Origin of the sequence: Acidaminococcus nyctereutis, assembly GCF_052216985.1 — a bacterium.
Lineage (GTDB): Bacteria > Bacillota > Negativicutes > Acidaminococcales > Acidaminococcaceae > Acidaminococcus > Acidaminococcus fermentans_A.
Genome location: NZ_JBQOUY010000014.1, coordinates 68,602 through 77,586 on the forward strand (window position 1 = coordinate 68,602; position 8,985 = coordinate 77,586).

Sequence of the window (8,985 nt, forward strand, 5' to 3'; positions counted from 1 at the left end):
TTTCTATGGCAGAAGAAAAAGTGGAAGTGATGTCGGAAGCAACCGGCAGGAAAAAATTGGCACTGCCCCATATCTATGCCCTGCTTTTTGGCATCATCATCCTTTGTACCTTGATGACTTGGATCCTGCCGGCCGGCGAATTTGACCGGGTGACCAATGGGACGGGGCAGAAAATCGTCGTGGCAGGGACGTTCCATCTGGTGGAAGGCCATCCCGTAGGGATCTTCGAGATGTTCAAATGCATCTATGAAGGACTCTGCAATGCAGCCAATGTGACCATGTTCGTCTTTGTGGCCTATGCCTTCATCGGATTGATCATTGCTACCGGTGCTTTCAACGGGCTGGTGGCTGGCCTTTTGCGGGTGTTCAAAGGGAAAGCCAAAGCAGCCATCATCCCGATCTTCATTACTCTGATCGGTCTGGCTTCTTCTACCATCGGGGTGTTTGAAGAGACGTTCCCCTTCATCCCGATCTTTGTGGGGATTGCCATTGCCATGGGGTATGATGCCATCGTAGGGATGGCTATCGTTTCTCTGGCCGCCGCCATCGGGTATGCCGGCGCCTTTATGAATCCTTTCACCGTTGGGATGGCCCAGAGCATTGCCGGTGTGCCCATTATGTCCGGGACGGCCTACCGGCTGTTCTGCCATTTCTGCATGATCGTGGTGGCTTCCATCTATACCGTCCGGTATGCCCTGCGGGTGGAAAAAGATCCGACCCAGAGTTATGTCTACGGAGACCCTTCGGAATTCAGCATGAGCCAGGAAGAAGTGGCCAACCATCCTTTTGGCATCCGGGAAAAACTGGTCCTGCTGGTCTTGCTGACGGGTATCCTGACCTTGATCTACGGTACTAAAAAATATGGCTGGTATTTTACGGAACTCAGTGCCCTGTTCATGATCATGGGGCTGCTGTCTTCCTTTATCATGGGCTGGACGCCCAATGAGATTGCCCGGAAGCTGTCCCGGAATTTCACGGATATCGCAGAAGCCTGTTTGATGATCGGTATCGCTAGAGGAGTGCTGATCGTCATGCAACACGGCCATATCATGGATACATTTGTGTACGGCCTGTCCCTGCCCCTGGCTTCCATGCCACGGATCATTTCCGCGGAATGCATGCTGCTAGTCCAGACCCTGCTGAACTTCCTGATCCCATCCGGTTCCGGACAGGCTGTGGTGAGCATGCCCATCATGGCGCCTCTGGCAGATCTGCTCCACATCCCACGGCAGCTGGCAGTGCTGTGCTTCCAGTACGGGGATGGTCTGTCCAACATCCTCTGGCCCACGGCGCTGGCTCCGGTCTGTGCCGGGATCGCTGGGGTGAAGATCGCAAAATGGTGGAAGTGGTTCGTTCCTCTGTTCCTGATGCTCCTGGCCACCCAGATGGTGACGATAGCCATTGCGCTGGCAATCAATTGGCAGTAAAAAAGTAAGGGGGTGCTTACGCAGCACCTCCTTTTTTTCCTATGGATGGTTTAAAAAACTTTCGGATCACAAAGGGCACTCCCATGGCCAGCATCAGTACCCGAATCAGCTGGTAAGTGAGAATCACGGCCACATCCTGGTGCATTTCCATACCGGTGAGGCACATTTCGGCGATGCCACCGGGGGCCAGGGCCAGGAAGCCCGTCAGCGTGGAAAAACCGTACAATTGGGACATAAAGACGGACAGGGCGGCGCTGGAAGCTACCATCAGCAGGGAGCCCAGGAGCACGTTGGGAATCAGTTCCCGGGTCTTCAGCAGTTTCTCCCGGTCCAGCATGGTGCCGATGTACAGGCCGATGTGGAGCTGGGCAAAGGCCATGGCCGGAGAGGGTACCCGGGGAACCCGACCCATCCACAGGGCAAGCAGGGCCGTGACCATAATAGGCCCCAGCAGCTGCCCTGTGGGCATGTGGACCTTTTTGGCCAGGGCCTGTCCCACCAGCACTACCGGGACCACCAGCAGCCAGCTTAGATGGAACAGACTCAGGAAATCCGCCCTGGAGGCATCCCACAGGCTGACTCCTGCCAGGCGGGTGACCTGCCCGCCGAATAGATGGATGGCCAGGAGGGGGACGCTGATTTCCACTACGAACAGCCGCAGGCACTGGGAGACTACCACCACGTTTTCGTCCGCTTCTTCATAATCATCCATCAGGACGGTCATGGCCGTCAATCCTCCCGGCAGACAGCCCATGATGGAACTGAGCAGATTGGCAAAGGTGTGCCGGTGCATGTAAATGGCCACGCCTACCGAGACAGCCAGAGTGAACAGGCTGGCACCCAGGATCCCCAGAGTTTCCTGACTCAGCTTGAAAAAGGTATCCGGTGTGCAGTTGCTGCCGATGCCATAGCCAGCCACCCCCAGCATAAGTCCCCGCCAAGAACGAGGCCAGAAAAAGGTGTTGTCCAGAAAGGTACGGAGAAGAAAACCCACGGCGATGCCTCCCAGCATATAGGGAATGGGGATGGACAGCTGCCGCAGCAGAAAGCCCGTCAGGGCCGCTGTCAGGAATGCGGTGAATCTTTTCATGGAAAAAAGCTCCTTCCGATGGTAGAAAATAACGGTTTGTACGAGAAGATAATTTTATTATAGACAATCTCTTCCATAGTGTAAAATCTTAATAGTATAATAGGATCATAGAAAAAATGATATGACACATAGAGGAGGAAGCGAGATGTTCCATGAGAAATATCTGCGGGATTTCCTGTTGGTCTGTGAAAAAGGGAATATTACAGGGGCTGCTAGGCAGTTGGGGGTTTCCCAGCCTTCCCTGAGCCGGATCGTCAAGGCTGTGGAAAAAGAGGCTGGGATGCCCCTTTTGGTACGGGATCCCAATGGGGTCTATCTGACCCAGGCCGGAGAAATCTATGCGCAGATGGCGCGGAACCTGGTGGTGGAATACAGGAAGGCACTCCAGGAAATCCATGATATCCGGGATTCCCGGAGCGGGCAGATCCGTCTGGGACTTTCGCGGATCTCCAGTGAGACCCTGCTGCCGGTGATCCTGGAACAGTTCCGTACCCTGTATCCACGGGTGGAACTGCTGCTGACGGAAACCCTGATCCGCAATCTGAATCCCCTGCTCCATCAGGGACGGCTGGATCTGGCCCTGACGTATTTTCCGGATGATCCAGATCTGGAGTATACAGCGCTGCTGACGGACACCGTGTATCTAGAGGCGCCTCCGTTTTTCTATCAGCGGCAGCCGGCCTGGACGTATGGCACCAGTAATGTTTTGCAGGGAACCTCTTGCCTCCAGCAGCAGCCCTTCATCCTGCTGAAACTGGGACGGGGACTGCGGCATATGGCGGATACCTTTTTCCGACGGGAAAAGCTCCGGCCCCGGATCGTCCTGGAAACGGACAGTGTAGAACTGGCCCATCGCCTGGCTCTGGCAAATCACGGGTTTGCCTTGGTCCCCGGGTTGGCTTTCCATACGCTGCAGAATGTGGAACAGGGTGTTTTTTATCAGGTCCCGTCAAATCCGTTGACCCGGACTTTGTATCTGGCCCGACGCAAAGGGGCCTATCTGACCCGGGCTATGGCGGCTCTCAGCGGACTGATCCGCAACAGCGCAGGGGGAAAACCACTCTGCTGACTGGAGCGGATCTATGGTACAATAAGGCCAGAGAACGGAGGTGTTTTCTATGCAGAGAAAACAGATAGCTCTGCTGCTGGGACTTTCTCTGGCACTGGGACAAAGTGCCTTTGCGGCTGATCATGTGGCCGTGGTAGAAAGAGATGGGAAACAGGGCGTCATCGACCGGGCGGGCAAGGAAATCCTGCCCCTGGCCTATAAAAAAATCGTAGTAGGGGATCCCCAGGAAGATCCGGTGATCCTGGTCCAGCTGAAGGGCAAGTACGGCCTCTATGACCGGGACGGGAAACAGCTGCTGGCTCCCAACCTGAAGAAGATTACCAATATCAATGAAGGGATCATCGGCGGTGTGGCGGAAAAGAAATGGAATTTCTATACGCTCCAGGGGAAAAAGCTGCCTGGGGACTATGATGAGGCAAGAGCCTTCCAGGAAGGAATGGCCCCGGTGAAGCTCCAGGGCAAATGGGGCTTTGCGGATAAGGATGGGAAGCTGGTGATCCCGCCCCAGTACAAGGAGGTCCATAGTTTTAGCGAAGGGCTGGCCGCTGTGAAAAAGGACAGCCAGTGGTTCTATATCCGGAAGGATGGGACCCTGCTGCCCAGCATGAGCGTGAAAAAGGCCGGGGATTTCCACCAAGGAGTGGCTGTGGTGGATGGCGGCTGGCTCATGGACAGAGAAGGGAAAAAATATGCCAAACTGAAACCCTACGCTTTTGTGGGAAATTTCCAGGAGAATGGACTGGCGGAAGTGGGTGTCCGCCGGGCCAGCCGCAGCTTCCTGGACTATATCTCCATCGGCTGGGGCTGGGGTGATGGCTGGGGCTGGGGTGGTCCCGTCTGGGGCGTAGGCTCGGGCTGGGGTCCCTATTGGGGAGGCTATGGATATCATCACCATCATCACCATCATGGCTGGGGAGGCGGCATCGGCATCTCTCCCGGTGTGGTCATGCCTTCCAGCTTGTATCGGGGCTACGTGAATAAAAAAGGCCAGGAAGTGATCTCTCCGACCTACAGCTATGTGTCGCCCTTCTATGGAAACCTGGCTCTCATCCGGGAGGACGGCCACTGGGGCATGGTGGATGCCAAAGGCCAGGTGGTGATCCCGGCGGCCTATGATGCTCTGCTGCCTTTCAGTCAAGGTCTGGCAGCATTCGGGGCAGATAAGAAATGGGGCTTCATCGATGGCAACAACAAAGTAGTGATCCCCAACCGGTTCGACAGTGTCCAGAGTTTCTTCCAGGACCGGGCAGCGGCAGTGGAAAAGGATAAGGGGGGCATCATCGACAAAACCGGAAACCCAGTGGCACCCTTCCGGGCAGAACTCCGGGAATTGGGTCCTCTGACAGCGGATCGGGCGGCTTATCGAGACCCCAAGGTGAAGAAATGGGGTTATGTGGACGAGAATGCCCGTGCCGTTATTTCTCCGCAATATGATAAGGCTGGAATATTTGACTGAGTTTAAAAAATGGCTACAAAAAACTATTGACAGATCGAGGTGTCAATGGCATAATGTAAACCATACCATTTCAAACGAAAACAGGTAATGAACGGGAGCGGATCCTCAAGGATTTTCAGAGAGCTGGCGGCCGGTGCGAGCCAGTAAATTCCAGGGAGCCTTCTCACCCGGGAACCGCAGGGATGAACGAAAGAGTAGTTCCTGCCGTCGGCAGTGCGTTAAACTGAATGAGAACCAACATAGGGTGGTACCGCGATCATTCGCCCCTATCTGCTTTGCTGCAGATAGGGGCTTTTTGGTGCAGGAAAAGAAGGGAGTCACACATCATGGGAATGACAAGAACACAAAAAATCCTGGCCCGCCATGCTGGCCGTCCAGAGGTGGAAGAGGGGGAACTGCTGGTTTCCCAGGTCGATCTGACCCTGGCCAATGACATTACCGGGCCGCCGGCCATCGATGAATTCGACAAAATCGGCCGGCCTGTATTCAACAAAGACAAGATTGCTTTGGTGCCGGATCATTTTTCTCCCCCCAAAGACATCAAATCGGCGACACTGTGCAAACATATGCGGGATTTTGCCCGAAAGCACAACATCACCAACTATTTCGAAGTGGGCCGGATGGGCATCGAACATGCTCTGGTTCCGGACAGCGGGCTGGTAGCTCCTGGAGAACTGGTGATCGGGGCCGATTCCCACACCTGTACCTATGGGGCTGTCAACGCCTTTTCCACTGGGGTGGGCCAGACGGACCTGGGAGCCGCTATGGCCAGCGGCCAAACCTGGTTCAAAGTGCCTAAGGCCATCAAGGTGGTGCTCACCGGAAAGAAACCGGACTATATTTCCGGCAAGGATGTGATCCTGACCCTAATCGGGATGATCGGAGTGGATGGGGCCCTGTACCAATCCCTGGAATTCTTCGGGGAAGGAGTGGGCGAACTGTCCATGGCAGATCGGTTCACCATCTGCAATATGGCCATCGAAGCCGGCGGCAAGAACGGAATCTTCCCAGTGGACGATAAGACCCGGGAATACCTGAAAGAACGGGGCGTCACCCGCCACTGGGAAGCGGTGGAAGCTGACGAGGATGCGGTGTACGACCGGACCCTCACCATCGAACTGGATAAGCTGGTGCCGGTAGTAGCGTACCCCCATCTGCCGGAAAATACCCATCCGGCCGCGGAAGGCAAAGACATCGCCATCGATCAGGTGGTGATCGGATCCTGTACCAATGGGCGGTATGAAGATCTGGCTGCTGCAGCCCGGATCCTGAAGGGACGGAAAGTGGATCCTCGGGTGCGCTGCATCATCATCCCCGCTACCCAGGAAATCTATAGACGGGCCATGGACAACGGTCTGCTGGATATCTTCATCGAAGCGGGTGCAGCGGTATCCACCCCCACTTGCGGTCCCTGCCTGGGGGGCTATATGGGCATCCTGGCTGCAGGGGAACGGTGCGTTTCCACCACCAACCGGAATTTCCGGGGCCGTATGGGCCATGTGGACAGCGAAGTCTATCTGGCCAGCCCGCTGACGGCAGCTGCCAGTGCAGTAACCGGCCATATCACTGATCCCAGGGAGGTACTGAAATGAGTAAAGTATGGCGTTATGGAGACCATGTGGATACGGACGTGATCATCCCCGCCCGCTACCTAAACATCTCCGATTTCAAAGAATTGAGCGAACATTCTATGGAAGACATCGACACCACCTTTGCCCCTCACGTGCAGCCTGGGGACATCATCGTGGCCGGCCGGAACTTCGGCTGCGGGTCTTCCCGGGAGCATGCTCCCATCGTCATCCAGCAGAAGGGCGTGGCCTGCATCATTGCGGAAAGCTTTGCCCGGATCTTCTACCGGAATGCCATCAATATAGGCCTGCCGGTGTTGGAAATCGGGGAAGAAGCCAAAAAGATCCAGGCGGGGGACCAGGTGGAAGTGGACTTCGACAAAGGCGAGATCCATGTGGTCAATAAGGATTTGACCATCAAGACCCATCCGCTGCCGGCCTTCGTCCGGAAAATCGCGGAAGCCGGCGGTCTGGTCAATTATGTGAAAGGAGCGCAGGATTGATGAAAATCACAGTATTGGCAGGAGACGGCATCGGTCCCGAAATCACTGATGCGGCTCTGGCTGTCATGGAAAAAACTGCGGAAGTATTCGGATTGGATATTTCCTATGATCATAAACTCATGGGAGGCTGTGCTTACGATCAGTTCGGCACTCCCCTGCCAGAAGAAACCATTGCCAGCGCCAAAGCAGCCGATGGGGTGCTGCTGGGGGCCGTAGGCGGACCCAAATGGGATCATATCGAAGACGTGACCAAGCGGCCGGAAAAGGGTCTCCTGGGCATCCGGAAGGCCCTGGGACTCTACTGCAACCTGCGGCCGGTCCAGGTACGGCCGTATATGGCCCATCTGTCTCCGTTGAAGACGGAACGGGCAGAAGGAGCGGACCTGGTCATCGTCCGGGAACTCACCGGGGGCATCTATTTCGGAGAACACAAGGAAGCTGCTCTAGTGGATGGGGTGGAAACGGCCTCCGATGTGGAGAAATACACCCGTCCGGAAGTGGAACGGATCGCTGTCAAAGCTTTCGAGGCAGCTCGGCTGCGCCGGGGGAAGGTGACCAGCGTGGATAAAGCCAATGTGCTGGGGTCTTCTCGGATGTGGCGGAAAATCGTGGAAGAAATCCATGAGGCCAAGTATCCCGATGTGGAGCTGAACCATTTCTATGTGGACAACTGCGCTATGCAGCTGGTGCTGAATCCGAAACAATTCGACGTGATCCTCACCAACAACATCTTCGGAGATATCCTGTCCGACGAAGCCTCCACCATTGCCGGCAGCATCGGGCTCCTGCCCTCTGCCAGCTTAGGAGACGGCATCGGGCTCTATGAACCCATCCATGGCAGTGCTCCGGACATTGCCGGGAAAGACATCGCCAACCCTCTGGGGACCATCCTGTCCGCTGCCATGCTGCTGCGGTATTCTCTCCAGCAGGAAGAAGCCGCCCGGGCCATTGAAAAGGCTGTAGATGATGTGATGCAGGCCGGCTACCGGACACCGGACCTGGCCGGGGAAGGCTTGACCACCGTAGGCACGAAGAAAATGGGTCAATTGGTGGCAGAAGCAGTGAGAAAATAAGGGCTGGCATTTCACACCAACCTTATCACTGGCCGGAGGGAAAAAGCTGCCTGGAAAGGCAGCTTTTTTGAATTGGAATATGAAAAAACATGCAGGGAGGGAAATCAATATGACCCAATGGTCGGACGGGAAAATGCGGTGCTTCTGGGCCAATCCCAAGAATCCTCGGTACATCCAGTACCATGATGAAGAATGGGGACGCCCGGTCCATGAAGACCGGAAGCTGTTTGAGATGTTGCTGTTGGAAACTTTCCAGGCCGGTCTTTCCTGGGAATGTGTGCTGAACAAACGGGAAGGGTTCCGGCTAGCTTTTGACGGGTTCGATCCGGAAACTATCGCTGGGTACACAGAAGAAAAACTGGAAGCCCTCCGGCAGGATCCTGCCATCATCCGGAACCGGCTGAAGATCCGGGCTGCGGCAACCAACGCCCGGGTGTTCCTGGCCATCCGCCGGGAATGGGGCACCTTCGACCGGTATCTATGGCACCGGACAGAGGGAAAGACCCTCCGGGAAACCGGCCTTGCCCATTCGCCCCTGTCCGATGCAATTTCCAAAGACCTGAAGAAACGGGGCATGAAATTTGTGGGAACCACAGTGGTCTACTCCTTCCTCCAAGCCGTAGGGGTCATCTGGAGCCACGAGAAGGGCTGTTTTTTGGAGTGAGAAAAAAGGGTTCTTTGTCAAATGTTGGGGTAAGCTCCAATTCATCTACCACACACGGACGTGAGCGATTTTTGCTCATGTCTGTTTTTATTTTAATTTCACCATCGAAAGCAGTAAAATCCGAGAACGGAATCG

Annotated in this window: 8 protein-coding genes; 7 read left to right on the forward strand and 1 reads right to left on the reverse strand. The window is 55.4% G+C overall.

What is annotated here, in order from left to right:
* Positions 1–5 precede the first annotated feature (5 nt).
* The gene (locus ACTUHY_RS08170) at positions 6–1,427 is read left to right on the forward strand and encodes a YfcC family protein (RefSeq protein ID WP_442827333.1); all 1,422 of its coding nucleotides are present in this window, start codon (positions 6–8) and stop codon (positions 1,425–1,427) included.
* A 16-nt stretch (positions 1,428–1,443) separates the two neighbouring features.
* On the opposite strand, the gene ACTUHY_RS08175 is transcribed toward ACTUHY_RS08170, so the two are convergent.
* A complete protein-coding gene (locus tag ACTUHY_RS08175; protein ID WP_442827334.1) occupies positions 1,444–2,517 on the reverse strand; it encodes an AbrB family transcriptional regulator in 1,074 nt (357 codons plus the stop codon).
* 145 nt (positions 2,518–2,662) lie between these two features.
* Here ACTUHY_RS08175 and ACTUHY_RS08180 point away from each other — a divergent pair, with 145 nt between their 5' ends.
* From ACTUHY_RS08180 to ACTUHY_RS08205, 6 genes are all read left to right on the forward strand, one after another.
* Positions 2,663–3,586, forward strand: coding sequence for a LysR family transcriptional regulator (locus tag ACTUHY_RS08180; protein ID WP_442827335.1), 924 nt, complete (start codon positions 2,663–2,665; stop codon positions 3,584–3,586).
* A 49-nt stretch (positions 3,587–3,635) separates the two neighbouring features.
* Positions 3,636–5,042, forward strand: coding sequence for a WG repeat-containing protein (locus ACTUHY_RS08185; protein WP_442827336.1), 1,407 nt, complete (start codon positions 3,636–3,638; stop codon positions 5,040–5,042).
* A 326-nt stretch (positions 5,043–5,368) separates the two neighbouring features.
* Positions 5,369–6,634 (forward strand): 3-isopropylmalate dehydratase large subunit, encoded by a 1,266-nt coding sequence (gene leuC / locus ACTUHY_RS08190; protein ID WP_442827337.1) that lies wholly within the window; start codon positions 5,369–5,371, stop codon positions 6,632–6,634.
* Positions 6,631–7,113 (forward strand): 3-isopropylmalate dehydratase small subunit, encoded by a 483-nt coding sequence (locus ACTUHY_RS08195; protein WP_442827338.1) that lies wholly within the window; start codon positions 6,631–6,633, stop codon positions 7,111–7,113. Before leuC ends, ACTUHY_RS08195 begins: the two co-directional genes overlap by 4 nt.
* Positions 7,113–8,186, forward strand: coding sequence for a 3-isopropylmalate dehydrogenase (gene leuB, locus ACTUHY_RS08200; RefSeq protein ID WP_442827339.1), 1,074 nt, complete (start codon positions 7,113–7,115; stop codon positions 8,184–8,186). Before ACTUHY_RS08195 ends, leuB begins: the two co-directional genes overlap by 1 nt.
* Positions 8,187–8,265: 79 nt before the next feature.
* Positions 8,266–8,850, forward strand: coding sequence for a DNA-3-methyladenine glycosylase I (locus ACTUHY_RS08205; protein ID WP_442827340.1), 585 nt, complete (start codon positions 8,266–8,268; stop codon positions 8,848–8,850).
* Positions 8,851–8,985: the final 135 nt, after the last annotated feature.

Bases quoted from the DNA above. Each gene is read 5' to 3' on its own strand.
- leuC (WP_442827337.1), top strand. From the start codon at position 5,369: ATGGGAATGACAAGAACACAAAAAATCCTGGCCCGCCATGCTGGCCGT.
- ACTUHY_RS08180 (WP_442827335.1), top strand. From the start codon at position 2,663: ATGTTCCATGAGAAATATCTGCGGGATTTCCTGTTGGTCTGTGAAAAA.
- ACTUHY_RS08205 (WP_442827340.1), top strand. From the start codon at position 8,266: ATGAAAAAACATGCAGGGAGGGAAATCAATATGACCCAATGGTCGGAC.
- ACTUHY_RS08175 (WP_442827334.1), bottom strand. From the start codon at position 2,517: ATGAAAAGATTCACCGCATTCCTGACAGCGGCCCTGACGGGCTTTCTG.
- ACTUHY_RS08195 (WP_442827338.1), top strand. From the start codon at position 6,631: ATGAGTAAAGTATGGCGTTATGGAGACCATGTGGATACGGACGTGATC.
- ACTUHY_RS08185 (WP_442827336.1), top strand. From the start codon at position 3,636: ATGCAGAGAAAACAGATAGCTCTGCTGCTGGGACTTTCTCTGGCACTG.
- leuB (WP_442827339.1), top strand. From the start codon at position 7,113: ATGAAAATCACAGTATTGGCAGGAGACGGCATCGGTCCCGAAATCACT.
- ACTUHY_RS08170 (WP_442827333.1), top strand. From the start codon at position 6: ATGGCAGAAGAAAAAGTGGAAGTGATGTCGGAAGCAACCGGCAGGAAA.